Consider the following 26,542-nt stretch of genomic DNA (forward strand, 5'->3'; position numbering starts at 1 on the left):
ATATTTGTAAATTAATTCTAAATGGGGTGGAAAGCATGGAGCAACATATTTTTGTTTCGAAACTGATACCTCCAACACCAGTCAATAACTATTTAAGAAGAGCAAAATTAATGAAAAAGCTTTCGGATTGGCCGCATGCAAAGTGTACCATTTTACATAGTAGCGCAGGTTATGGGAAAACATCGCTTATGAGTCAATTTATAAATGATCAAAAAACAAAATCCTCCTGGTATCAGATTACGCCGGATGATGACTCAATATTTCCGTTTTTGCGTCATTTTATCTATAGTATTCAACAGCATTTCCCATCGTTCGGCGATAAATTAAAAGGATGGGATGAGACGTTAAAGTTTCACAATATGGAAGAATTACTGCAGCTTTCAAAACAAATTGCAAATGAGCTGCACGATATAAAAGAGCCTTTCTTAATTATGTTGGACGACTATCACCATGTGTCACATGTATTTCCGATCAACTACATTATGAATCAGCTGCTTCAATTTTTGCCTGCCAACCTTCATATCATTGTCGCCACGAGAAAAATGCCTGAGTGGAGCTGTTTGTTGACGCTTCGCATGAATAATCAGCTGATAGAATGTTTAGAACCGGAATTTACTTTTGCAGAAGAAGATGTTCAATATTTATTTGAAGCATTTTTTGACCGGCAACTAACGGATGAACAAAGCGAATTTATTATGCAAATGACGGAAGGCTGGGCAATGGCGATCATGCTGCTTGGCTATAAAGCGAAATATAGTCAGGAACAGCTCATCGATATAGCAGAAGGATCGGTCGGGAATTTTTTTGCATATCTTTCCGCGGAAGTATTCGATAAGCTGGATAATCAACTGCGCCTTCAGCTTTTAAAACTGGGCATCCATCAAGTGATTTCCCTTGATGTCATTACGGAACTATACGGAGTGGAATGGATCCAGCAAGTAAAGCCAAAGTTGGATGAGCTTGCGTTCATCACGCCATTGGCAGGAGGAACAAAATACCGGTTCCATGCACTGTTCCAACAGTTTCTACAGCAGCGGCTGAGCGAATACTATCCGGATCTGCATGAGGAATCTCATGAACAGGCAGCCCGGTATTATGCCAATCAAAATTTGGGTGTATTAGCTGTTACCCATGCAACCCAGCTGAAAAATAACCGGTACTATATCGAGTTACTGTTGCAATTTTCACCGCAGTTTATTGAGGCAGGGCAATTTGAATTTTTACTGGAACGGCTCAAAGACTTTGCGATGGAAGAGAAACCGTATCAGCTTTTGTATTTTGAAGGGGAATGCCAGCGTTACCGTGCACAATATGAACGGGCAAAAAATGCGTACAATGAATGCTTTATAAAAGCGCAGCTGCAGCAGGACCGGTTATTTTTAATGCGCTCACAGTTTGGGCTTGCTAATATTTATTTGGATACCCTCCAGCCTGTTTTTGCGGAACATCATCTGCAGCAGGCAATTAGTTTATTGAACGAAGTAGATGTGAGTGATACAGAACGTCATCTTATTAATAGTTTATATACCGAAAATCTGATTAATTTAGGGAAAGCGGGGGAGGCACTGCGCTGGAGCCAATCGCAAAACCTAGAGTTAAGCATTAATAATATTGATGCGCGTCTTTATTTGCGCCACGGTCAGCTTGAAAAAGCGAAAGAGCTGCTGAATGCGCGTGTGTCAAAACCGTTTCAATGGGAAGAAGCGCACCGCACGACCGATTTACTGCTCGTCTTGATCGATGTGTTAATGGGTGAGAATAAGCAGGCATATAGCCGAATTATTGAGGGTGGAAAAGAAGCGCTCGTTGATATGCCGTATACACTTGCCCTGACAAAGCTGCGTAAAGGGCTGGCGCTGCTTAACATGGAGATGAAAGATTTTGAACGTGCAAAAGGCTGTTTTGATGAGACGCTTGATCTCCTAAATCTTATTCACGTAAAGCGTATTACTGCCGAGTGTTATATGGGACTAATTTTATATCACCGCGATAATGTGTATGAGGCGAAGCGCCATGCACAAATTGGACTGAGGGAAACGAATAAAGTTCAGGATTTCTGGATGTCGGCGTTACTGTTGACGGCGTTGACAAAAGTTCTGGCAGAAAACAGCCATTTTGAAGAAGCGGTCGATACTGCAAAACAGGCATTATCCTATTATGAGCGCAGTGAGGATACGTACGGTCAGATGATATGTTTCTTTTGGCTGGCGTATTGTTTTGCTAATTTAAATAATCAGCAAGATGCGTTAACATATTATCGTCGTTTTTGGGATTTATGTGTGAATGATTATCCGTTTTTTATGGAGAAGAAAACCCTATTCGGACCGCGTTATTTAATTGTATTTGTTCAACTCGCGAAACAGCTGCAGCAGGAGATGCTCATATTTAACCAGCTAAATATAAATGCCGCACCAAGTACGGAGCTATCATTGACGTTATTTGGTCCTGTACAAGTCTATCGTGAGCATGAAATGATTCAAGATAAAGAGTGGAAGCGTTTGAAAGCGAAGGAACTATTTTTCTATTTATATATTCATCGCGAGCAGTTTGTATCACGCCAGCAAATTTGCGACGCGATCTGGCAGCAGGATGAAGAAGCGATGCAACGGGATTTTAAAGTTGTTTTTAACGCGATGTTAAAAACGTTGGAGCCGAAAAGATCGGCGCGTGAGGAAAGCAATTTTATTAAACGCCATCAGCATTTATATAAATTGGAAGACCGCTGGATTCATAGTGATGTTGCTTATTTTACGTATTATGTCCAGCGCGGACTTGAAGAAAAGACAGCAAAGCTTTCAAATGAATGGCTGAAGCTGGCGATGCGTCTTGTAGAGGGACCATTTTGTTCTGACATGGAACGGGATTGGCTGGAACCTTTTCAGGCGCATTACAATGAAAAAATCTTGCTCATTTTGGAACGGGTCGCGCAAAATTACGTTCGCCTACAGCAGTTTGAAAAGGTAATCCGGTGGGCTGACCGGATTATTGCTCTTGATGACGGTCATGAAGAAGGCTACCGGCTGTTGATGCTTGCCCATTACTATTTAGGGAACCGCCGGGAAGCGATCAAACATTATGAGCGCTGTGTAGATGTGCTGGACGACCAATATAAAATTACACCGATGGAACCAACCGAGCGACTGTATGAGCTTGTATTGAAAATGTGAATAGATTGATTGAGCGCTATGTTGAAGATGTATTTCAGCATAGCTTTTTTTATTGGAGTACAGTGAGGGGCTGAAGAGCGTTTTATTAGAACAAATGAGTGAGTTATTAGAGGAAGTTATTGCTTTATTAGAAGAAATGTGGCGGATATTAGATGTTGGTTGAAATTGAACTGAAAAGAGGCGTGAATTGCCGGTAGTGGGGGTGGAAAAAAGTTTTGCCGTAATTTTATTAGAACAATTGAACTGCTTATTAGAAGAAGTCGGTGTGATATTAGAAGATTAAGAACCTTTATTAGCTCAATGCGCAGTGATATTAGAACAACCGCACGATATATTAGAAAATCGGCATTTTATTAGAAAAAATTTACTTTTATTAGTACAAAACAAATTTTATTAGAACTTTTTGCACGGTAATTCACACTGCATCAAATTCCCCTCATCCCCCCGAATGTAACTCATTTGTAACTTCGCGATGTTACATTACGAATAAGCAGATAGCTATGCTGAAAATTTCGCTAGGAGGGACATTGAATGAAAAAGCGTTTATGGTTAATTTTCGCGGTATTATCGATTTTCTTATTGGTTGCATGTAACAGTGATTCAACAGACGGCGATGATTCATCAACTACAAATTCAGCTGAGCAAGGTGAGAGCGGGACAACAGAAACAGCTGCATCCGCAACTCCGATTAAAGTCGGTGTACTTGCATCGTTAACGGGAGCTCTTGAATCATACGGTAAGCAAACGAAAAACGGATTCGAGTTAGGTCTTGAATATGCGACGGACGGCACGATGGAAGTGGAAGGACGTAAAATCGAAGTCGTTTGGGAAGATACAGAAACGAAACCGGAAGTAGCCGTTCAAAAGGCAACGAAGCTATTAGAAGATGACGCGGTCGATTTTTTAGTTGGTTCATCAAGTTCAGGTGACACATTGGCAGTACTTCCACTCGCAGAAGAATACGAGAAAATTATGATTGTAGAACCAGCAGTAGCAGACAGTATTACAGGTTCAGAATTTAATCCGTACATTTTCAGAACGGCACGTAACTCTTCACAGGATGCTTATGCAGCGGCAGCCGCAATCGCTGGTGAAGGTGTAAAAATTGCAACGTTTGCACCGGATTATTCATTCGGTTGGGATGGTGTATCTGCATTTAAGGCAGCAGCTGAAGGATTAGGTGCTGAAATTGTGTTGGAAGAATATGCAGACCCGGCTGCAACAGACTTTACATCTAATTTGCAAAAAATTATTGATGCAAAACCGGACTTTTTATTCGTTGTATGGGCAGGGGCAAACTCTCCTTGGAACCAGATTGCGGATTTAAAACTGCAAGAAAAAGGCATTAAAATTTCAACTGGTGCACCGGACATTATTGCACTTCAATTTATGGAGCCGTTAGTAGGAATGGAAGGATTCTCTGTATACCACCATACACTACCGAAAAATGAAGTGAATGATTGGTTAGTAGAAGAACATAAAGCACGATTCAATGGTGAAGTGCCGGATCTATTTACACCGGGCGGATTTACAGCGGCCGTTGCGATTGTAGAAGCGCTGAAAAAATCAGGCGGGGATGCGGACGGAAATACGTTGATTCCATTAATGGAAGGTATGTCATTTGAAACACCTAAAGGAACGATGACATTCCGTGAAGAGGACCACCAGGCATTACAGGCGATGTACGCAATCCGCCTTGAAAAAGTAGCGGAATTTGATTATCCGGTACCAGTATTACTGCGTGAATTACTTCCGGAAGAAACAGAACCTCCTATTTTAAACTAGTAAATAAGTGAGGCTGTCTAAAAAGTGATGAACTTTCAAGACAGCCTTTTGTTATAAGGGTTTCCATGGAGTTTATACGAAATGGAATGGTTTATGAAAACTGAGTTGATTGGAATGGAGGGGAGGCGGTTAAAACCTCCTTCATTTCCAAGTGGGTCGTTGCTTCTGCGGTGGTCGCAACTAAAGGGTAACGAATGCTAAAAACGTCACGTCCTGTGACAACGCATTCATGACCAGCATCGTGCTGGCCTCAATACTCGGCGCAAAGAAACAAAGACAAACAAGTTTGACCTTGTTTCTTGCCTGCGGAAAGCGTCCGACCCGTAATGGAAATCAACTAAGAGAGGGTGAGATGATGGAACCGATTTTAAAGACGAACAATTTATCGATAAAATTCGGCGAGCATAAAGCAGTGGACAGCATTAATTTTGAAATGACAGCAAAGCAGTTTAAATCCATTATTGGGCCAAACGGTGCTGGAAAAACGACTTTCTTCAATTTAATTAGCGGCGAGCTGGAGCCTACTGAAGGAGATGTCTTTTTTAAAGGCCAATCACTTCGAAAAAAGTCATCTGTGGATCGGACACGATTAGGCATTGGAAGATCATTTCAAATAACAAATGTGTTCCCGAATTTAACCGTGTTGGAAAATGTGCGCCTTGCCGTGCAATCGAAACGAAAAGTGCGCTTTCATATGCTCAATCATTTTTTGAAATACAAAGAAATTACGAATGAAGCGATTGAAATTTTGGAACAAGTGCTATTAACCGAAAAGATGCATCAGGTGGCGAATCAGCTTTCCCATGGCGAAAAAAGAAAACTGGAAATCGGGATGTTACTGGCACTTGATACTGAAATTTTACTGTTGGATGAGCCGACAGCCGGCATGTCATTGGAGGAAGTACCTGCAATATTGGATGTTATTCGTTCGATTAAAGAGCGCGGAGATAAAACGATTTTATTGATCGAGCACAAAATGGATATGATTATCGATTTGTCCGATTCGATTATGGTGCTGTTCAATGGTGCGCTGTTAGCTGACGGGTCACCTGAGGAAATTATGAACAATGAAACGGTACAACAAGCGTATTTAGGAGGCCTTGCGTATGAATAATATTTTAACGCTGGAGCGTGTGGAGACGTTTATTTCACAATATCACATTTTGCAAGGTATCAATTTTGAAGCGAAAGCAGGAGAAGTATCGGTTTTACTAGGGCGGAATGGCGCCGGGAAAACGACGACACTTCGAACGATTATGGGATTGACACCGGCATCGAAAGGAGCGATTCATTTCGACGGGAAAGATATTACGAAAATGACGCCTTATGATATTGCGAACAGTGGAATCGGCTATGTACCGGAAGATCAGGGGATTTTCGGTCAGCTGACTGTAGAGGAAAACATGAAAGTGGCAATTCGAAAAGAAACGAATGCGACAATGCAAAAGCAGGCTTACATTTTAGAGTTATTCCCGGATTTGAAAAAGTTCTGGAAAAAGCAAGGGGGCAATCTATCGGGCGGTCAAAAGCAAATGCTTGCGATGGCAAGGGCTTTCGTCAACGACAGCAAGCTGCTGTTAATCGATGAACCATCGAAAGGGCTTGCGCCAATTGTGATTGAGAAAGTGATGGAAGCCATTACTGAAATGAAAAAGCATACATCAATCGTGCTTGTCGAACAGAACTTTATGATGGCGAGTAAAATCGGTGATACGTTCACATTGATTGATGACGGGCGAACAGTGCAATCAGGAGACATGCAAGGTTTAATCGAAGACGAACAGCTGAAGCGTAAATATTTAGGAATCGGATAAGGAGGGGAAGCGAATGGAACTAATAATCAGTTTAGCGATAAATGGACTAGCGACAGGAATGCTTATTTTCTTACTGGCAGCCGGATTGACGCTTATATTCGGGTTAATGGATGTGCTTAATTTTGCGCACGGCGGACTGTTCGTATGGGGTGCCTATACAGGGGTATTCACGTATTTATGGAGCAACAGCTTTTTAGTCGGAATTGTTGTAGCGATTCTCACAGGCCTTGTTCTAGGATTTATTACGGAAAAACTTATTATTAAGCCGGTTTACGGAAATCACGTACAGCAGATTCTAATTACGCTCGGATTTATGCTCGTGCTGCAGGAAATGATTAAAGTTGTTTTCGGTCCAAATGGTGTACCTGTTAAAGTTCCTTCTTATTTGGCAGGCAGCTGGCAAATTGGCGATTTAACGATTATTAAATACCGGATTTTTATTATCATTGTAGGTTTTGCTTTATTTGGTGTTCTGTACTTTATATTAAATCGGACGAAAATCGGATTAGTCGTTCGGGCTGGGGTTATGAATCGGGAAATGACACAGGCCTTGGGTATCAATATTAAGCGCGTATTTTTAATGGTCTTTATGTGCGGCGCGGCATTGGCGGCATTAGGCGGAATGCTGATGGCTCCGTATTCAGGGGTTGTTTATGCGGAAATGGGAATGGAATATGCAATTTTAGGATTTATCGTTGTAGTCATCGGCGGAATGGGGAGTTTCCAAGGTTCATTGATGGCAGCAATTTTAGTAGGGCTTGCCGGAAGCTTTATGGCATATTATGTGCCGTTTTTATCCGTTGCGGTCAACATGATTTTAATGGCAAGTGTTCTGATTTTCCGTCCACAAGGCTTATTCACAGTTGCGAAGGGGTGATTCAATGTTAAAACAGCCATTAATTTTATCGAAAATGAATTTAGTATATGCAGTCGTAGTAGGAGTCATGGCCGTATTACCGTTTGTACTGGATTCTCGAACGATGACGATTTTGTTAACGCAGTTTTGTATCTTTGCAATACTGGCGATGAGTTACGATATTTTACTAGGTTACACAGGTATTATTTCATTCGGTCATGCGATGTTTTTCGGGATTGGTGCGTATACGACCGCAATTATGCTGAGCGATTATGGTCCGTCCATCGGTATTTTTGCTGCTTCGATTGTAGTCGGTATTGTACTATCCGCCATTATTAGTGTAATAAGTGGTGCATTGACGCTTCGGTTGAAAAGTCACTTTTATGCAATGTTTACATTAGCGATTTCAGGGTTGTTCTTAGTGTTGGCGGAAAAATGGCGTACGGTAACGAAAGGGAATGACGGGTTTACTTTCCGAGCACCGGAACTGTTCCGTGAGCGACTGTACTTTTACTTTTTAGTGCTCATCTGTCTAGTTGTCATTTTCATTTTACTGAAACGAATCGTTGCATCACCGTTCGGGAAAGTGCTTGTTGCGATTCGTGAAAATGAGCAGCGTACACGTTCCCTCGGATTTAAAACGTTGGGGTACAAAATCATTGCTTCCGTTATTGCCGGTTCTGTTGCAAGTTTGGCAGGTTCGCTTTACGCCATATCGCTACGCTTCGTCAATACGAGTGTGCTGACGATGGATATTACGCTGGATGCACTGATGATGACGATCATCGGAGGAGTTGGAACATTAATCGGACCGATCATCGGTGCAGGCGTCATCGAATTTGCGCAACATTACTTATCAGGTCTTGCAAGAGACTATCCGATTTTTGAACGTTGGATTATATTCTTCGGTATCTTGTACATTTTAGCGGTAATATTCTTCCCGCGAGGCATCGTAGGTACGGTATCAATGCGCTATCACGAGTGGAAGCTGAAAAAAGGGCAAAAAACAAAGGCATCTGTCAAGCTTCGTGAAAAGGAGATACAGCGATGATCGGGATAACTGGATTAGGAATGTATTTACCTGAAGGACGTATGACAGGTGCCCAAATTGCAGAAAAAGCAAATATTCCAACCTTTGTCGTTGAGACGAAAATGGGCATTATTGAAAAAGTAGTTGCCAGTCCAAATGACCATCCAGTTGAAATGAGTGTGAAAGCGGCAAAGGAAGCAATTTCCGAAGCGCAAGTGGATGCAAAAGATATTGATGTCGTCATTTATATGGGGGAAGAGCATAAAGAGTACCCGTTATGGACGGCTGCCATAAAAATTCAGGAAGAAATCGGGGCAGTGAATGCATGGGCATTTGATGTCCAGCTTCGGTGCGGTACGGCCATTATGGCGATGAAAGTAGCAAAAAGTTTAATGTTTGCGGATGATTCCGTCAAGACGGTTCTGTTGGCTGGAGGGTACCGCAACCATGATTTTATCGATTATGAAAACGAACGTACACGCTTTATGTTTAATCTAGGTGCAGGTGCGGGTGCCATGATTTTACAGAAAAAAGCGGGCGGGCACGAAGTACTGGAGGCCTCGCTCATTACAGACGGTTCATTTTCGGAAGATGTTGTTGTTCCGGTAGGTGGCACAAAGGAACCGTTAACGGTTGATCATCTTCAGGAAGGCCGCTATATATTGGATGTTCTCGATCCTGAAGGCATGAAGCTTCGTTTGGAGCAGAAATCATTAAGCAATTTTTTAAAGGTAATTCGCCAATCGCTGCAGAAAAGTGGTTATAGCGAAACTAATTTACATTATGTTGCGATGCTTCATATGAAAAAGTCTGCACATGACTATGTATTACAAGAGCTGGGGCTTTCAGAGGGGAATTCGATTTATTTGTCGCATTACGGTCATATCGGGCAAATCGATCAAATTTTATCTCTTTATCTTGCGCGAAAGGAAGGGAAACTGCAGGAAGGGCAAATTGTTTCGTTAGTGAGTGCAGGTATAGGCTATGCATGGGGTGCGATTACAGTAAAATGGGGGGCTTAAAATGAATAAGCTGGACGTTTTGGCAAATGTGGAATTATCAAATGGTGAAACTTTAACATATCGGAAGCGAGAAGGCGGCGATGAACTTGTGCTATTAGTTCATGGCAATATGACAAGTTCGAAACATTGGGATTTGCTGATGGAATCAATGGATGAACGATTCACAATTTATGCGGTAGATATGCGCGGCTTTGGCGAATCCACGTACAATAAACGGATTACATCGATTAAAGACTTCAGCGATGATATTAAGCTTTTCGTTGATGCACTTGAGTTGAAGGACTTTACAATCATTGGCTGGTCGACAGGCGGTAATGTGGCGATGCAGTTTTGTGCAGATTACCCGGACTACAGTAAAAAGCTTGTATTATTTGCTTCGGGTTCAACACGCGGATATCCGTTTTATAGTTCAAATGCGGACGGAACACCGGATCTTACAAAGCGTTTAGCGACAATTGAACAAATTGAGCAGGATCCTGTGAAAACGATTCCGATGCAGCAAATGTATGACACGAAAAACCGTGATGGCCTGAAGTTTATATGGAACAGTGTGATCTATACACAGAACCAGCCGGACGAAGCGCGCTATGAACAATATGTGGATGACATGCTGACACAGCGTAACTTGGCGGATGTGTACCATGCATTAAATACATTCAATATAAGTGCAGTCGATAATGTAGTCGCAAGGGGAACGAATCAAGTGAAAGATATACACATTCCGACATTTGTTTTATACGGCGATCGCGACTTTGTAGTTACTGGGGCGATGACAACCGAAATTATCGAGGATTTTGCAGGCCAGGCACAAATAATGAAACTGGCAAACTGCGGACACTCGCCGCTAGTCGATTGTTTGGATGAAACGAAAGAGGCAATAAAGGAGTTTATCCTATCTTAAAAGGGGGCGGGGCTATATGCGTTTAGCAAATAAAGTAGCAATTATTACAGGTGGTGCAGGTGGTATTGGCCTTGCAGCGGTAAAGCGTTTTTGGGAAGAAGGCGCAAAAGTGGCCATTGTAGACTATGACAAACAACAAGGTGAAAAAATGGAAGCAGAGCTAGGGGAGAATGTCGCCTTCTTTGCTGTTGATGTATCAAAACTCGCTGACGTAAAGGAAATGGTTGAGCAAGTTGTTGACCGTTTCGGCAAAATCGATATTTTGATAAATAACGCAGGGATTACCCGTGATGCAACGCTTGTCAAAATGAGCGAAGAGGATTTTGAGAAGGTTATTCAAATTAATTTAAACGGTGTCTACTACTGCACACAAGCAGTAGCACCTCATATGATCGCGCAAGGGTCAGGGAAAATTATCAGCACTTCATCGGTAAGTGGTGTGTATGGTAATTTTGGTCAAACAAACTATGCGGCAACAAAAGCGGCAATTATCGGGATGACAAAAACATGGGCAAAAGAGCTTGGTTGTAAAGGAATTAATGTAAATGCCGTGGCTCCCGGATTTACGGCAACGCCAATGGTCGAAAAGATGCCGGAAAAAGTGCTCCAGCAAATGGAGGGCATTACAAGTTTGCAGCGATTAGGGAAACCGGAAGATATCGCAAATGCTTATTTATTTTTAGCATCGGATGAAGCGAGTTATATTACAGGTCATGTTCTGCAAGTTGATGGCGGCATTATGATGTAGAAGGTGGGATGGCTAATGCAACAGCTGGACTTTTGGATTGCGAAACGAGCGGGCCAAACACCGGATAAAACGGCTTTAATTCAAATAGAAACAGGTGAAACGTGGACATATAAACAATTGATGCAGCATGCGAATGGGTGGAGCAGTACATTTTCCAGGCAGCAATTACAGCAAGGAGACCGAGTTGTGACGTTGATGGAAAATTCAATTGAAAGCTTTGCCATTTTAATTGCTTGTCGCTTAAACGAATTGATCTATGTTCCGTTGAATACGAAATTATCTATAGCCGAATTACAGGTGGTTTTATCCGATTGCACACCTGCTTTATTAATTACGGATGATACGCATTGTGAACGCGCAATGCAGCTTTCGCCAGCCAAGTTCTTAACATGCGGTAGCTCGGAATTAATTGAGCCTACTACATATAAGTGGCGTGATGAACCTCAGCTTCCATGGATGATGATTTATACAGGAGGGACGACCGGTAAACCAAAAGGTGTCGTCTTGTCGTATGAGGCTGTCACTACGAATGCGATAAATACCGTCATTAGCTGGGGGTTAAATGACAAGGACTGCACACTGAATTATATGCCCCTATTTCATACAGGAGGAATTAATGCACTTGCATTACCTATTCTTATGGCAGGCGGGACAGTAGTGATCGGCCAAAAGTTTGATCCGGAAAGAGCGGTTCGGGCAGTTGACGAATATAAAACGACCGTTTCATTGTTTGTACCGACGATGTACCAATCCATTATTGAAACAGACTATTTTATGCAGTCCAGTTTTCCGACAGTGAAATTATTTTTATCGGGAGGGGCACCTTGTCCAAAGCCTGTTTATGAGTGTTTCCTAAAAAGAGGGCTTTTTTTTAAAGAAGGTTACGGTTTAACGGAAGCAGGTCCTAATAACTTTTATATCGATGCAGAAATAGCGATGAACAAAAAGGGTGCGATCGGAAAAAGTATGCTTTTCAACGAAGTGAAAATTATCAATAAAGAAGGTCAGCTATGTGCAGAAGGGGAAGTTGGGGAACTTTGCTTAAAAGGCAGCCATGTTTTTACGCACTACTGGAAGAATGAAGAGGCGACGAGCCAAACATTCGAGGGTGGCTGGTTAAAGACAGGTGACTTGGCAAAGTTTGATGAAGACGGTGATTATTATATTGTCGGACGGAAAAAGGAAATGATTATAACGGGCGGAGAAAATGTATATCCGCAAGAAGTCGAACAATGTTTAATCGCCCATGAAGCCGTGCAGGAAGTTTCGGTTATAGGTATTCCAAATGAAAAATGGGGCGAATGTGTTGTAGCGTTTGTAATTTCTGGAGATCCGTCCGAGCAACTTCAATCTGAGCTTTTAAAGTACTGTAAAGAACGCCTCGCCAATTATAAAGTGCCGAAGCAAATTTATTTTCTCCAGGAACTTCCGAAAACAGTTGTCGGTAAAATTGATAAAAAGCAGCTTATGAATTGTGTGTTTATAACAGAATAAAGCGTATATACCGATGTTTAAAGGACCAAAATGTTGATAGGGACATTTTGGTCTTTTTTGAATCGATTTCCTAAGTAGTTTATATGAAGTTCATATAGCTCCTATATAATGCAGAAGTGTAAAAAAGGAGGATTTCGATGAACAAGTTATTAAATCCAATTACAGATTGGGTCTCAACAAAACGTGGGGCCTGGATTACGCTTATTGTATGGCTTGTGCTGATGATCGGGTTAAGTGCCGGTCCGATGCTGAGCGAATACAAAGTAACAAACTTCCAGTCACTGCCGGATGATGCGCAGTCAATTATCGCTGAAAATAAGTTGAGCGAGTATTTCCCGAACGATGAAGGTACACCAGGTATATTAGTTTTCCATAATGAAGATGGGGAAATTAATGTTGACAGTGTGAAAGAAATTTTAAATGCAATGATTACGGAAGATATTGAAGGAATCGATCAGATTATCGATATTTCAACATTGCCTCCGCAAGCTTTAGAGGGCTTCAAGTCTGAAGACAAGACGACTATGATCGTGCCGATGACGCTGGAAAAAGGTCTTGGCAATTCAGAGTATGCGGAAATTAACGATTTTGCATCTGAAATTGGGAATGAAGCAGCTGAAAAAACAGGCGATACGAAGTTTTATATTACTGGTCCAGCAGGGATTGCCGGCGATACAGTAAAGCTGTTTGAACAAGCAGATTTACAATTGTTATTCGCGACAATCGGGATTATTTTAGTGCTACTAATTATTATTTACCGTTCTCCGCTATTAGCAATCATTCCATTGCTTGCAACGGTAATTGTTTATCAAGTAGTAAATCAGTCGGTTGCTTTAATGGGGGCAGCTGGTCTAGAAATTAATAATTCTACAACATCGATTATGAGTATCCTGTTATTTGCTGCAGTAATCGATTACTCGTTATTCGTATTCTCACGTTACCGTGAGGAATTAAACCATTATGAAAACAAATATGAAGCGATGAAATATGCGATGCGTGCAACTGGCGAGCCGGTATTCTTTGCTGGTGGTACAGTGCTTGCAGCAATGCTTGTTCTATTCTTCGCAGATTTCCGTGACTACCAAAACTTCGCGCCAATCTTTGGTACAGCGGTCTTTGTTATTATGCTAGGTTCCATCACATTAGTTCCCGCGTTATTCGCACTATTTGGCCGTAAAGCATTCTGGCCAAAAGTACCGAAATTCGGTGAATCAAAAGAAGTGAAACATGGAATTTGGGGAGCAATCGCCAAGTTTGTTGTGAACAAACCTTATTTATCAGGCGGATTAGTTCTGATTTTCATGATTATTACTTCATTAAATGTATTTAATTTAGAGTATGAATTTGACACGGTGAAATCATTCCCGGAAGAATTGCCATCCCGCGTCGGCTATGAAATCGTCGAGTCGCGCTTTGATAAAGGGGAACTTGCACCGACTTCCTTATTAGTTGAAAGTGAACAGGCCTTAACAGAAGAGCAAAAACAAGGTTTAATGGAAGCATTATTAGCCGAAGATGAAATAGCTTCGGTACGTTCATCAGCCGTTTCGGACGATGAAACAAAAATGAAATTGTCAATGGCGTTTGATCTAAATCCATATGATCCGGAAGCAATCGATAAACTTGGAGAAATGCGTGACAACAGCGCGGATTATTTAGCGGCAGCCGGGATTAACGGTGAACTGCACTTTGCAGGAACAACGGCTAAATTGCTGGATGAGCGTAATGTAAACAACGCTGATATCATTAAAATTGTAATTTTAGAAACGATTTTAATTTTAGTACTATTGTTTGTTCTTACGAAGTCTTGGAAAATGCCGATTTACATGATGGCAACAATTTTAGTGTCGTATTTATCGGCATTGGGATTAGGGTTATTCCTTGTCGACGTATTATTTGGTTACGATGCAATCAGTACGCGTGTACCTGTCTATGCATTTATCTTCCTAGTTGCGTTAGGTATTGACTATAATATTATTTTAGTGTCCCGATTCCTTGAAGAACGCAAACGTGCCACAGTAAAACAGGCGCTGGAAATCGCCATTCGCAATACAGGCGGTGTCATTTCATCAGCGGGTGTTATTCTGGCAGCGACTTTCGCGGCTTTAATGACGATGCCAATTGCCGATTTATTCGTATTCGGCTTTATCGTCTCAGTAGGTATCCTTATTGATACATTCCTAGTGCGTGGTATGCTATTACCAATGTTGATATTAACATTTGAAAAAGACAAGAAGTAATGGTTAGATTGAGGGGCATCGAGTATTTCGATGTCTCTTTTTATGGATAGAATGAGAGTAAATTTATATGTAATGGAACTTCAAATAAAAGGCGGTGATCCAATGCGGATATTAGTTGTAGATGACGATGCATTTATACGGAAATTAATCGGCATCCATTTGAAAAAAGAGGGATTCGAAGCACTGTTTGCAAGTGATGGTATGGAAGCGCTGAATTTATTGCAGCAGGAGCCGGTAGATTTGGCCATTGTCGATGTAATGATGCCGAAAATGGATGGCGTAACATTGACGAAAAACCTAGCCGAAATCGGTGTGCCCGTATTGATGCTAACTGCCAAAACAACGCTGGATGATAAGGAAAAAGGGTTTTTGGCAGGGGCAGATGACTATATGGTGAAGCCATTCGAGCCGAAAGAACTGCTTTTTAGAGTACGTGCAATTTTACGCCGCTTTCAAAAAACTGAACGCAGTCAAATAAAGATCGCCAATATGCTCATTGACCGGCAAACGTATGAAGTAAAGGTAGGAGAACAAGTATCGTTACTGCCTTTAAAAGAATTTGAGCTATTAAGCATCCTATGTTCAAGACCGGAAGTCGTATTTACGCGAGACCAGCTAATGGAACAAGTGTGGGGCTATGACTATGACGGGGATGATTTCACACTGACAACACATATTAAGCGTCTACGCAGCCGGTTGGAAGAAGTGAATGCACAAGTGAAAATTCAAACTGTACGAGGAATCGGCTATAAAATAGAGGAATTGAAATGAAAACATTATACAGGCAATATATTGTCGTGACATTGACAGTAATTATTATAAGCATTACGATGTCGATGCTGTTAATCGGTCAAATTTATAAATCGCAAATCAGACCTGATACAGATGCCAAAAATTATGGGGTAGCACAGGAAGTACAGCAAATTTTAAAATCAATGCCAAAAGAAAGTGCTGATGCCTACTTTCAATCCATTGCAAAGCTTGGCTATCAAATAGGGGTCATCTATCCCGATGGAAATTTAGTTTCATACGGAAGTGCGTTTAAAAAAACAAATCTCACGCCTGAAATGTTAAGTATTATCGGTAAGGATGAAGTGTATCACGGCATTCGTGATTATTATGGTTCTTCTTACTTTATGAATCATTTCGCGAACGATATTAAAAATACAATTGGTGTGTCGTTTCAACTAGATGATGAGAGCTATGCCTTTTTCATACGGCAGGAAAATGCCACACTCTTTTCTGAAATGCATTTATTGATCGTTAGTTTTATTATTATTACCGCTGTCGTAATTTTATTGACGATGATTTTGCTTGCCCGTCAGATGGTAAGACCATTGAAACAATTGCAGCAGGCAACAAAGCAAATTGCCCTTGAAAATTACGATATTCAATTAACGATTGATCGGAATGATGAGCTTGGGCAGCTTGCAACACAGTTTCAAAAGATGGCTAATCGTCTTGCTGAAAATGATCAGATTAAGAAAGACTTCATCAACAATGTATCGCATGACTTTCAATCGCCTTTGCTCAATATTCAAGGCTATGCGAATGTGCTGAAGGATGCGGAAAATACGGAAGAAGAACGTGTACAGTATTTGGAAATTATAGAACAGGAAACAAAGCGACTATCCGCATTAACAAAGCAATTGTTATTACTAAGCTCGCTTGACCAGAAAAACTTACCTGTCCAAAAAAAGACTTATTCATTAGATAAACAGTTGAAGGAACGGCTATTTTCAAAGCGATGGAAACTGGATGATAAGCAGATGGAGTTAGTATATGAGCTGGAGCCAGTTGAAGTTTTTGCAGATGAGCAGTTAATGGAACAAGTATGGGACAATTTGCTGTCAAATGCCATTCGTTACAGTGAGGACAAAGGGAAAATTATCGTAACCTGCAGTAAAAAGGACAATCAGATTTTTGTGACAATAAAAGATAACGGCATTGGTATTCCAGAACAAGCACTTGAAAAGGTAAAGGAACGATTTTACCGGGTAGACCCTTCGCGATCGAGTCAAAGTAGCGGATTAGGCTTGGCGATAGTAACAGAAATCGTTAACCGGCATGCGGGACAGTTTGTTATTGAAAGTGAGCTTGGAAAGGGAACTAAAGTGACAGTTGTTTTAAATGTACAATAAATAGAAGGAGGGCGTGTTAAAGGGGAAGTGAGACTTTTAACACGCCCTTTTTTATTATTGAAGTTCTTTTAATGAAGAGAGGGATTCGATTGCACCTACTTTTTCGCATACTTTTGATGCAGCACGGTTGGCGAATTCGATCACGGTTACCCATTCATTAAACGAGAGATTTGTGTCTTCATATTTACTTAACTGATATAAAACTGCACCGACAAACGCATCACCTGCACCGGTTGTATCAACGGAATTTACGGGAAATGCCGGAACGGTTGTAATTTGTCCATTTTGAATAAGCATTGTACCGGAAGCGCCTTGTGTAATGGCAATTGTTTTATCGTTTAACTGTGTCAGCCATTCAATTGACTGTTCGAAGTTATCTGTTCTTGCGAATAATAACAGTTCTTCATCACTCATCTTAATGAAATTTGCAGCTTCAATAAAAGGTTCGCATTTTCGAATAAATTGTTCAGTATCATGCTTCCACAAGTCAGCCCGGTAATTCGGATCAAAAGAAATAAAATAATCTTGCATTAACATTGTTTGCATTAATTGCTCGTACGTCTTACTGAAAGGTTCGCTTAAAAGGGCAGTGGCTGAGCCAAAGTGAAACATATCGGATATCATTAGCTGCTGTAAATTCAAATCTTCGATACATAATAACTCATCGGCACCGCGATTGAAAATAAAATCCCGCTCCCCATCTTTCTGTCTTGAAACAAAGGCCAAAGTAGTAGGTGCAGACGGATCCATTATAAGCTGATCTGTATGAACACCTGCTTGCTCCAACGTTTGTTTCAAAAAGTGGCCAAATGCATCGTTGCCCACTTTTCCGCAAAAATATGCCTGTCCTCCAAGCATCGCGATGGTTGCTGCTACATTTGCGGGAGCACCACCAGCCTGTTTTTCAAATGTTTTCGCTTCTATAATGGATACTTCCGTATGCGTTGTAAAAAAATCGATGAGCAATTCGCCAATACAAAGAATTTTTTTCATATCCGTTTCCTCCAAATATATGTGTTTCACTAAATTTTGGCATAAAATAACTAGAATTAAAAATATTTACCCTATGAGTTTATAAAAAGCGACAAAAAACGTGAGTACGGAAATGTACTCACGTTTTATCTTTTACTCATTTAATTGCAATTTTAATATTCAGAGGGTGGTTTTATCTTATAAAATTCTGGGGGAATGTTATAGAGAAAAAATGTGACACCTTTTTGAAAATATAAAATTGCACCTTATATATCGAGTATGAATTATTAACTTACCAAATCATATCTGTTAAGATGAATAACAGGGTAGGGCAAAGTAAGCAGCCTAATCCTGTGTAGAAAGTAGCTGTAACGGCGCCATACGGGACCAATCGTACATCCGTTGCAGCTAATCCTCCCGTAACACCGGAAGTAGTTCCTAATAATCCACCATACACCATTGCAGTTAATGGATTGTTAAGTCCAATGAACCTTGCAATAAATGGAGTTCCTACCATTACGATGACCGATTTTACTAACCCTGCTGCAATACTGATTGCAATAACTTCTGAACTTGCACCTAATGCAGCTCCTGTTACTGGACCAACAATATAAGTAACTGTGCCGGCACCGATTGTAGCAAGACTTACAGCATCTGTATAACCGAAAATAAGTGCAAAAATAATACCAACTACAAACGATAATGCTACACCGATAAAGAGTGATGAAATCCCGCGAATACCTGCTTTTTTAATTTCGTCAAAGTTTGCTCCGAATGATGTAGCTACAATAGCAAAGTCACGAAGCATACTACCGCCAAGTAAACCGATTCCTGCGAATAATGAAATATCAGCTAAACCTTTAGTTCCTTCACTGTAAACTCCTCCGAAATAAGCTAATACTAATCCAAGAACGATCGCAATAGCGGAGCCATGAATAAGTCCCTTTGTTAATTTATTCGAAATCAAGTATGCGACATACATTGTAATACCGACAATGACGAATCCTGTGATTAAACCGTTAGATTCTAACGCAGTTTTAAGAGCATCCCACATATTAGTTTACCTCCCCTGTTGCTGCGTTATTTTTATTGAACTCAATGGCAGACTCTTTCGCCTTTTTTCCGCTCAATAATGGAACACATAACCAACTAATAAGAACAACTGCAATTCCTGCAATGATCGCAAGAGGACCTCCAGTTAATGCACCTAATACATTTTGACTTGCTGCCATTGCAATAACGATCGGGATATACATTGCATTCCAGAAAGCTAGGCCACTTTGAGCAGGCAGACTGATTTTCCCATTCTTCTGTAATTTATCAACGACTACGATTAATAGTAACATCGCAATACCTACGCCACCCACATTCGAATCAATCCCCATTAAAGCGCCGATCAATTCACCGCAAAACATTCCAAATAAGAAACACCCAGCTAAAATGGCAACACCATATATAACCATAATTCCACCCCTTTATATTGTTTAGAACAGTCGACTGTATTCTGAATATAGAATAAACAATAATATTTACATAAGCAAGGAAAATATTATTTTTTTAAGAGAAAAAATGATTATACGATTGAAATTTACGTTTTAAAGATATAATATGTATTGTATACAGTCGACTATGTTTAGTTAAAAGGAGAAGGTTTAGTTGAATTATTTTGAGAGAGCATTGGACAATGCCTTATCGATTAGAATCGCCAATAACTTGTTGGAACAAGTGTTGAGTGGCGAGTTAAGACCAGGAGATCAAGTCGTTGAATCGATATATGCAGAACAGTATGAAACGAGCCGCTCCCCTGTAAGAGAAGCAATTTATTTATTAGCGACAGAAGGAATTATTGAACGTGTTCCAAGAAAAGGGGCATTTATAAAAGGCTACACATTAGATGATATGAAAGATCTATTGGATGTGCGCAATCATTTGGAAATGCTGGCAGCAGAACGTTTAGAAAATCCCAGTAAAGAAAAAGGCACACTGAAAGAAATGAAAGCCGTATTAACTAAAATGACAAAAACGAAAAGCTATACAGAATATACGCACTTAAACTATCAATTTCACTTTCTTATATTCAAGTTAAGCAACAGTCCTGTTCTGAATGATATGTACAGTAAAATTGCGCTGCCATTACTGCGAATTCAAGTAATCCATTTTTCCAATAACGAAATTATTGAAAAATCGATTATCGAGCATACAAAAATATATGAATGCTTAAAGAATGATGACTTGGATCAGCTGAAATCCATATTAAGAAAGCATACAGAGGATGTTATTTTCAGCGTCCGAAATAAGCAGTTATAAAGCAAAGGGAGGGGGAAGTCAATAATGAAGCAGGCATGGCTTTTTCCAGGGCAAGGTTCGCAATATGGCGGGTTTTTAGATGCACTTCCTACACACCCAACTATTAAAGAAACCTTGGATGAAGCTTCAGATGTTTTAGAAACAGAAATTAAGCTGCTTGCAACAGCTGAAAAATTAAAGAGCACAAAAAATGTCCAGCTTACTATGCTGACGGCCGGTGTTGCAACAGCCCGGACCTTTCTAAATGAAGGCGCAGCACCAGACTATTTGGCAGGTCACTCGGTTGGCGCATTTGCCGCCGCGGTGACAAGCGGGGTACTAACATTTAAAGATGCCCTGCATTTAGTTTCACTTCGTGGGGAACTGATGGAATCTTTGCAGGATGAGGCGTATGGAATGGCAGTTGTTGTAGGCTTACCCGAATCAACTCTTATAGAAATTACGCAAAAATTCCATACGGATCAAAAACCGGTCTATGTATCAAATCGCAATGCACCGCAGCAGCTGACTTTATCAGGTCATAAGGAAGCGATGCAAAATGTACTGGACTACGTATCTGGAAAAGGGGCAAGTTCAGCAAAGATGCTGAATGTTTCTACACCATCCCATTGTCCATTGTTTCTACCTGTTCAGGAAAGATTAGCAGTGGAACTGGAGAACATAACGCTTCAAAGGCCGAAATTTCCGTTGATTGCAAATCGCAATGCACGGGTACTTCGCCAGCCTTCTCATATCGTTCAGGATTTGGCTGAAAGTATTGCTTTACCTGTCAGATGGCATGATGCAACTTCGATCTTATTTGAAAATGGAGTTCGTCAATTTATTGAAATGTCGCCAGGGGATGTGTTAAAAAAACTTGCCAAAAATGCGTTTCCAGAGGCGGATAGTTATAGCGTGGAAAAGAATGGGTTTACTGATTGTCTATATTTAGCAAAAAATGAAGGGGTGTAAATATGGTATTAATTCAACAGCAACGTTCTTGGTCAACAAGATTGGAAGGAAAGAAAAAGAGATTAGCGGAAGTGGAGCATCTAGTAAAGGGTGTAACAATTCCAACAGAGAAAATTGTAGATGTACTTGAGTTGCTTATTAAACCGGGGGATCGGGTTGTTTTAGAAGGAAATAATCAAAAGCAGGCGTCATTTTTATCTCAAGCACTCGTAAAGGTCGATCCAGAGCGTGTACATGATTTACATATGATTATGTCCAGTGTGTCACGTCCGGAACATTTAGATATTTTTGAAGAAGGCATTGCTAAAAAAATTGACTTAAGTTTTGCTGGTCCGCAAAGTTTGCGCATCGCCCAAATGATTGAGGATGGAAGGTTAATTTTAGGGGATCTGCACACGTATGTTGAACTTTATGGAAGATTATTTATCGATTTAATTCCGAATGTAGCGTTAGTTGCAGCAGATAAAGCAGACCGCTTCGGAAATTTATATACAGGACCAAATACAGAAGAAACACCAACAATTGTAGAAGCAGCAGCTTTCCGTGATGGAATTGTAATTGCTCAAGTAAACGAAATTGTGGATGAATTGCCACGTGTCGATATTCCGGGTTCTTGGGTCGATTTCATCGTTGAAGCGGATGAACCATATGAGCTGGAGCCGTTATTTACACGTGACCCGCGCCATATTACAGATATTCAGATTTTACAGGCGATGATGTGTATTCGCGGTATTTATGAAAAACATGGCGTTCAATCATTAAACCATGGGATTGGTTTTAATACAGCTGCAATTGAACTGCTATTACCTTCATATGGTGAACAATTGGGCTTGAAGGGGAAAATATGCAAAAACTGGGTTCTTAATCCGCACCCGACATTAATTCCGGCGATTGAAACAGGCTGGGTAGAAAGTGTTCACTGTTTTGGCGGTGAACTAGGGATGGAAAAATATGTGCAGGCACGTCGAGATATTTTCTTCACAGGGAAAGATGGCAGTCTTCGTTCGAATCGTACATTGGCGCAGCTTGCAGGTCAGTATGCAGTTGATCTATTTATCGGTTCGACGTTGCAAATGGATGCATACGGCAATTCTTCGACGGTAACAAAGGGACGTGTTGCAGGTTATGGTGGTGCACCAAATATGGGACATGATCCGGGCGGACGCCGTCACTCAACGGAAGCTTGGTATAACATGATGACGAGTCAGGATGAATTGGCTCGCGGGAAAAAGCTTGTTGTACAAGTTGCCGAAACATTCCAGGATGCCAACACACCTGTTTTTGTTGAACGTTTAGATGCAATTGATGTAAAGAAACAGGCGAATTTAGCAGTTGCCCCGGTCATGATTTATGCGGAAGATGTTACACATGTTGTGACAGAAGAAGGGATTGCCTACCTATATAAAACTGATAGTCCTGCAGAACGAAGAGAAATGATTGCTTCGATTGCAGGGGTAACGCCGCTAGGGATGGAAAATGATGTAAAGCGTACAAAATTACTTCGCGAGCGCGGTTTAGTGGCAATGCCGGAAGACTTAAATATTTTACGCGGTGAAGCGAACCGTTCATTGTTGGCAGCAAAAAATATTGACGAGCTTGTTCAATGGTCTGGCGGATTATATGAGCCACCATCAAAATTCAAAAGTTGGTAAGGAGCTGAAGGAATGAAACAGCATGTGATTTGTAAACGGATTGCTGATAAGGCTGTTGAAGCATTAATCGAAGAAGTTCAATTGACACCAAAGCCAGGTTTAGTAGATACAGAAAACAATGGTGCACATCATGATTTATCTTTAACAAAAATGCAGAATTCAGCACATTCTTTGCACAATACGTTTTATCAAATGGCAATGCTGAGTTTCAACCGACCGCCAACAGTAGAAATAAGGGAACAATTTGGTGCAATTGGACGGAATGGTGAAAAGGAAATGTTTGCGGTTACTGAAAATAGTAATACGCATAAAGGGGCAATCTGGTCGATTGGATTACTTTGTTCCGCAATAGCTCGAAGACAGGGCCAAGTGCTCTTCCCGCAAGTATTTAATGATGCTGCGGAAATGGCCAATCTTCCGGATCAATATATTCCAAAGTCCAAAACAAACGGAAGTAAAGTGAAAGAGAATTATGGGATTCCAGGTGCCAGAGAAGAAGCACAGCAGGCGTTCCCTCATATTCAAAAGTTTAGTTTGCCAGCATTTTTACAAGCGGCTCAAAGGATGTCGCTAAGAGATGCTAAACTTCATACGTTACTAGTATTGATTGCAAATTTAAACGACACTTGTTTACTTCATCGAGGCGGTCTGGAAGGATTGGAGTTTGCGAAACAGGAAGCGAAGAAACTGCTAACAAACTTTTCAATTTCAAATATGAAGAAACTAGATGAGTTATATATTAAGCACTGGTTATCTCCAGGGGGATCGGCTGATTTGTTGGCGGCTACATTATTCGTAATTAATATGTCAGATAAACTGAAAAGGGGTGCACAGCATGGAAAAGTTGAATTACACGTTTCAGGCAAATCGTCCGGTTACTAAGCAAGCACATATTGGGGTTGTAGGATCGGGGGATTTAGAAATACTGATCCAGCCAATCGAAGGCTCGGAAACAAAAGTAGAAGTTCGTACAGGTATTACGGGTTATGCTGAAACTTGGCAAAAAGTAGTGGAGCGTTTTGTTTTACAGCAAGATATATTGGCTTCAATTAAGATTAATGATTTCGGGGCAACACCAGGTGTCGTATCGATACGACTTGCACAGGCAGCGGAGGTGGTTTTCGGTGAATAATTCTATTAAATTACCTGTAAGTATAGTAGAGAGTAAGGCAAGAGAACGTGCACTATTACTACTAGATGAAGGAACAGCAAATGAAATATTAGGTCCATTCGACTTTTTTGAATCACCACATTTAGAAGCACAAAATATTGTACCGCAAAGTGATGACGGGATGATCATAATGCAAGGGACAATTCGAGGTCGTCGTTCATTAGTTATTTCAATAGAAGGAAGTTTCCAAGGTGGGGGAATCGGTGAAGTTTCCGGGGCGAAATTTGCAGGTGCCTTAGAGCGTGCATATGAATCTTGTGAAGCAGGGGAACTGATTTACCCGGTCATCATTTACGATACAGGCGGCGTTCGTCTCCAAGAAGCAAACTACGGGTTGCTTTCGATTGCTGAAATTAGTTCGGCGATTGTTGCTTTGAAAAAGTATGTACCTGTAATCGGCATAATTCCGGGGAAAGTCGGTTCTTTCGGAGGGATGTCTCTAACAGCTGGACTTTGTTCTGCTCTAATCATGACACGAGAAGGTCGACTTGGTATGAATGGCCCTGAAGTAGTTCAGCAAGAAGCGGGTATTCAAGAGCTAAATGCAAAACAGAAACCTTTCATTTGGAAAATGATTGGTGGATCAATGCGCTACAATTCGAAATTAGTCGATGCTGTTATTGAGGATGATGTTGTCAATTACTTAGATACGCTGGAAAACTTATGGACAAATAACAACTTCAAACAAAGAACAATGGAGTACGATACATTCTTAAATATGCTGAACCATTTGCAGTTTGAACAGAAAATCGGTACTGATGAAGCCCAGGAGATTTTAAGTAACCGATCGGAATTGGCAGCTGGTGAAGCAACGATTACAGATGGGGAAAATACGAGCAGAGGCCGTACGTGGTTTAATGCATTTACAAATAATGCACCATCAATTTCAGAAACGCCATCTGTTTTAGTGGCAGATGCCCATTTAAATGGAGAAAAAGCTCGTTTCATTGCTGTTGTGCCAAACAGTGAAAATAAATTTTACCGTGCCCGCAATGGGGAGTTTGGTCTGCAGGAAGCCTGGACGGTTGCGAAATATGTTCGTCAGGCAATCGAAGAAGATAAGGATTCAGCAGAAAAGAGATTAATCGTTCCAATTGTCGATGTTCCGGGTCAGGCATTCGGCTACCATGAAGAATTATTCGGCATTTATTTAGCGTGTGCAGCAAGTGTTGAGGCATATGCAGTTGCTCGACAAAGTGGGCACCCAATTGTTACATGTGTTGTAGGAAAAGCAATTTCAGGGGCATTTCTGGCACACGGTATGCAAGGAAACCGTATTATTTCGCTTGATGATTCAGAAGTGCAAGTACATGTAATGTCCAAGAAGTCTGCAGCTCTTGTTACAATGCGTACTGTTGAAGAATTGGACGAATTCGCGAAGTCTGTTCCATCGATGGCGTATGATGTCCATTCATTCAAAACACTAGGTGCATTATATGAGTTAATCGACGGTATTAACGCAGACGAACCAACTAATGAACAAGTTCAAAAAGTCATTCATTCGATTACATCGGCAAAAGAAGATATTATTCAGTCCGGAGATAGAACGTTGGCAAATCGAATTCAATCAACAATAGCGGTTGAAAATGGTCGTAAGGCATCGATTGCTGTACGTGGGAAAATCGCACAACAATGGAACTAACTGTACATGATCTAGTGTTTTTGAAGTCCATGGATCAGATTGATTACTTTGGTCAATATCCTGATTGGATGAATGAGGATGAAATGGCTCAAGGCATTGCTGTTGTGAGACGAATGAAAGTAGAGGACGGGAAAGTTGCGATAGGCTTTCGTGGGGACAATCGGTCTAAACGATTTGCAGCGATTACAACTATAACTAACATTAAACGAGTAATTCGGCCGTTTGATGTTCTGGCAAATTCATATCCTGCAACCCATATCCAGTCGCTTACTTATATCGAAAAGGTATTGGATGGTTTGAAATGGGGAATTGGCGGAAGTGTAGGTTTTTCGATGGCAACAGGAATCACTGTTTGCCATGAAAACAGTGATATTGATATTATTTTATACTGCAAAAGGTTGCAGGAACTCGATCAGTTGACACCAATTTTTTCTCAGCTGCAGAAAAGTAAAAGTGCTCACCGTGTTGATGTCCAAGTGGAGATTTTAGGCGTTGGGGCGGTTGTTTTAGCTGATTACTTAAACCACTCTTCTTTTATAGTAAGAACGAGTACTGGACCGATCCTGCTTGAAAAAGAGTCATTGATCTATAAGGGATAGCAAATTATATAATTTTTTCCTCATTAAATAACGAACAGTTATTTAATGAG

General features: G+C 40.8%; 23 protein-coding genes. 20 read left to right on the plus strand and 3 right to left on the minus strand.

What is annotated here, in order from left to right:
- The first annotated feature begins 35 nt into the window (after positions 1 to 35).
- The 13 genes from MKY07_RS01560 (at position 36) to MKY07_RS01620 (ending at position 17,198) form a co-directional block, all read left to right on the plus strand.
- Positions 36 to 3,167: a BTAD domain-containing putative transcriptional regulator gene (locus MKY07_RS01560; RefSeq protein WP_339263588.1), complete on the plus strand. Its 3,132-nt coding sequence runs from the start codon at positions 36 to 38 to the stop codon at positions 3,165 to 3,167.
- Between the two features lie 531 nt (positions 3,168 to 3,698).
- Complete coding sequence (locus tag MKY07_RS01565) at positions 3,699 to 4,952, plus strand: substrate-binding domain-containing protein (RefSeq protein ID WP_339263589.1); 1,254 nt, start codon at positions 3,699 to 3,701, stop codon at positions 4,950 to 4,952.
- Between the two features lie 355 nt (positions 4,953 to 5,307).
- Complete coding sequence (locus MKY07_RS01570) at positions 5,308 to 6,066, plus strand: ABC transporter ATP-binding protein (RefSeq protein WP_014824915.1); 759 nt, start codon at positions 5,308 to 5,310, stop codon at positions 6,064 to 6,066.
- Positions 6,059 to 6,766 (plus strand): ABC transporter ATP-binding protein, encoded by a 708-nt coding sequence (locus tag MKY07_RS01575; RefSeq protein WP_339263591.1) that lies wholly within the window; start codon positions 6,059 to 6,061, stop codon positions 6,764 to 6,766. The genes MKY07_RS01570 and MKY07_RS01575 overlap by 8 nt, the downstream gene beginning before the upstream one ends.
- A gap of 13 nt (positions 6,767 to 6,779) precedes the next feature.
- Complete coding sequence (locus MKY07_RS01580) at positions 6,780 to 7,643, plus strand: branched-chain amino acid ABC transporter permease (RefSeq protein ID WP_339263593.1); 864 nt, start codon at positions 6,780 to 6,782, stop codon at positions 7,641 to 7,643.
- 4 nt (positions 7,644 to 7,647) lie between these two features.
- Positions 7,648 to 8,673 carry a branched-chain amino acid ABC transporter permease gene (locus MKY07_RS01585; protein ID WP_008406201.1) on the plus strand — a complete coding sequence of 342 codons (1,026 nt, stop codon included), beginning with the start codon at positions 7,648 to 7,650 and terminating at the stop codon, positions 8,671 to 8,673.
- Positions 8,670 to 9,674 (plus strand): 3-oxoacyl-ACP synthase, encoded by a 1,005-nt coding sequence (locus MKY07_RS01590; protein WP_339263595.1) that lies wholly within the window; start codon positions 8,670 to 8,672, stop codon positions 9,672 to 9,674. Before MKY07_RS01585 ends, MKY07_RS01590 begins: the two co-directional genes overlap by 4 nt.
- 1 nt (position 9,675) lies before the next feature.
- On the plus strand, positions 9,676 to 10,575 hold the full coding sequence (locus tag MKY07_RS01595; RefSeq protein ID WP_339263596.1) for an alpha/beta hydrolase: 900 nt from the start codon (positions 9,676 to 9,678) through the stop codon (positions 10,573 to 10,575).
- A 16-nt stretch (positions 10,576 to 10,591) separates the two neighbouring features.
- A complete protein-coding gene (gene fabG, locus MKY07_RS01600; RefSeq protein WP_339263597.1) occupies positions 10,592 to 11,323 on the plus strand; it encodes a 3-oxoacyl-ACP reductase FabG in 732 nt (243 codons plus the stop codon).
- 15 nt (positions 11,324 to 11,338) lie between these two features.
- Positions 11,339 to 12,817 carry an AMP-binding protein gene (locus MKY07_RS01605; RefSeq protein WP_339263598.1) on the plus strand — a complete coding sequence of 493 codons (1,479 nt, stop codon included), beginning with the start codon at positions 11,339 to 11,341 and terminating at the stop codon, positions 12,815 to 12,817.
- A gap of 137 nt (positions 12,818 to 12,954) precedes the next feature.
- Positions 12,955 to 15,057 carry an MMPL family transporter gene (locus tag MKY07_RS01610; RefSeq protein WP_339263599.1) on the plus strand — a complete coding sequence of 701 codons (2,103 nt, stop codon included), beginning with the start codon at positions 12,955 to 12,957 and terminating at the stop codon, positions 15,055 to 15,057.
- A 102-nt stretch (positions 15,058 to 15,159) separates the two neighbouring features.
- On the plus strand, positions 15,160 to 15,828 hold the full coding sequence (locus tag MKY07_RS01615; RefSeq protein ID WP_039966977.1) for a response regulator transcription factor: 669 nt from the start codon (positions 15,160 to 15,162) through the stop codon (positions 15,826 to 15,828).
- Positions 15,825 to 17,198 (plus strand): HAMP domain-containing sensor histidine kinase, encoded by a 1,374-nt coding sequence (locus tag MKY07_RS01620; protein WP_014824906.1) that lies wholly within the window; start codon positions 15,825 to 15,827, stop codon positions 17,196 to 17,198. Before MKY07_RS01615 ends, MKY07_RS01620 begins: the two co-directional genes overlap by 4 nt.
- Before the next feature lie 54 nt (positions 17,199 to 17,252).
- On the opposite strand, the gene MKY07_RS01625 is transcribed toward MKY07_RS01620, so the two are convergent.
- From MKY07_RS01625 to madL, 3 genes are all read right to left on the minus strand, one after another.
- Positions 17,253 to 18,191 (minus strand): carbohydrate kinase, encoded by a 939-nt coding sequence (locus MKY07_RS01625; RefSeq protein WP_339263600.1) that lies wholly within the window; start codon positions 18,189 to 18,191, stop codon positions 17,253 to 17,255.
- 271 nt (positions 18,192 to 18,462) lie between these two features.
- Positions 18,463 to 19,224, minus strand: a complete 762-nt coding sequence (gene madM / locus MKY07_RS01630) for a malonate transporter subunit MadM (protein ID WP_065217493.1) — start codon at positions 19,222 to 19,224, stop codon at positions 18,463 to 18,465.
- Position 19,225: 1 nt separating this feature from the next.
- A complete protein-coding gene (madL, locus tag MKY07_RS01635) occupies positions 19,226 to 19,633 on the minus strand; it encodes a malonate transporter subunit MadL (protein WP_008406216.1) in 408 nt (135 codons plus the stop codon).
- 193 nt (positions 19,634 to 19,826) lie between these two features.
- Here madL and MKY07_RS01640 point away from each other — a divergent pair, with 193 nt between their 5' ends.
- Genes MKY07_RS01640 through MKY07_RS01670 form a run of 7 tightly spaced genes read left to right on the plus strand, consistent with a single transcriptional unit; the run spans position 19,827 to position 26,492 of the window.
- Positions 19,827 to 20,477 (plus strand): GntR family transcriptional regulator, encoded by a 651-nt coding sequence (locus MKY07_RS01640; RefSeq protein WP_008406217.1) that lies wholly within the window; start codon positions 19,827 to 19,829, stop codon positions 20,475 to 20,477.
- A gap of 24 nt (positions 20,478 to 20,501) precedes the next feature.
- The gene (locus tag MKY07_RS01645; protein ID WP_339263603.1) at positions 20,502 to 21,428 is read left to right on the plus strand and encodes a malonate decarboxylase subunit epsilon; all 927 of its coding nucleotides are present in this window, start codon (positions 20,502 to 20,504) and stop codon (positions 21,426 to 21,428) included.
- A gap of 2 nt (positions 21,429 to 21,430) precedes the next feature.
- On the plus strand, positions 21,431 to 23,080 hold the full coding sequence (gene mdcA, locus MKY07_RS01650; RefSeq protein ID WP_339263604.1) for a malonate decarboxylase subunit alpha: 1,650 nt from the start codon (positions 21,431 to 21,433) through the stop codon (positions 23,078 to 23,080).
- Between the two features lie 12 nt (positions 23,081 to 23,092).
- Positions 23,093 to 23,962, plus strand: a complete 870-nt coding sequence (locus MKY07_RS01655; protein WP_339263605.1) for a triphosphoribosyl-dephospho-CoA synthase MdcB — start codon at positions 23,093 to 23,095, stop codon at positions 23,960 to 23,962.
- Entirely contained in the window at positions 23,916 to 24,212 is a 297-nt protein-coding gene (locus tag MKY07_RS01660) for a malonate decarboxylase subunit delta (RefSeq protein WP_008406224.1), read from the plus strand. The genes MKY07_RS01655 and MKY07_RS01660 overlap by 47 nt, the downstream gene beginning before the upstream one ends.
- Positions 24,205 to 25,893, plus strand: coding sequence for a biotin-independent malonate decarboxylase subunit beta (locus tag MKY07_RS01665; protein WP_339263606.1), 1,689 nt, complete (start codon positions 24,205 to 24,207; stop codon positions 25,891 to 25,893). Before MKY07_RS01660 ends, MKY07_RS01665 begins: the two co-directional genes overlap by 8 nt.
- Entirely contained in the window at positions 25,884 to 26,492 is a 609-nt protein-coding gene (locus MKY07_RS01670) for a malonate decarboxylase holo-ACP synthase (protein WP_339263607.1), read from the plus strand. The genes MKY07_RS01665 and MKY07_RS01670 overlap by 10 nt, the downstream gene beginning before the upstream one ends.
- Positions 26,493 to 26,542 lie beyond the last annotated feature (50 nt).

Origin of the sequence: Solibacillus sp. FSL W7-1472, from assembly GCF_037969775.1 — a bacterium.
Classification (GTDB): domain Bacteria; phylum Bacillota; class Bacilli; order Bacillales_A; family Planococcaceae; genus Solibacillus; species Solibacillus silvestris.